Raw genomic sequence first — 254 nt, forward strand, 5'->3', positions numbered from 1 at the left:
ACTTCAGTGCGCAGGGTGGCAAGCGTCGCCTTGACGATGCGCTGATCGGGCCAGCTTGCACGCCAGACCACGGCGACGGGGCAATCGGCACCGTAATGCGGGGTCAGTTCTTCGACGACTTTATCAACACATGCACCGACAGGTGGATGGCCAGCGTCGCTCCAGTGCGGGCGAAATTGGCCAGGGTCTCGCCTTCGGGCATCGCCGTGGCGCGGCCCGAGGTGCGGGTCAGGATCACCGATTGCGCCACGCCC

At 65.7% G+C, this 254-nt stretch carries 1 pseudogene; it reads right to left on the reverse strand.

The features are described from left to right. A pseudogene (locus FCK22_RS18425) lies at positions 1-254 on the reverse strand (SAM-dependent methyltransferase); the annotation flags it as partial.

The organism is Sulfitobacter sp. 15WGC, assembly GCF_005068605.1.
Taxonomy (GTDB): Bacteria; Pseudomonadota; Alphaproteobacteria; order Rhodobacterales; family Rhodobacteraceae; genus Sulfitobacter; species Sulfitobacter faviae.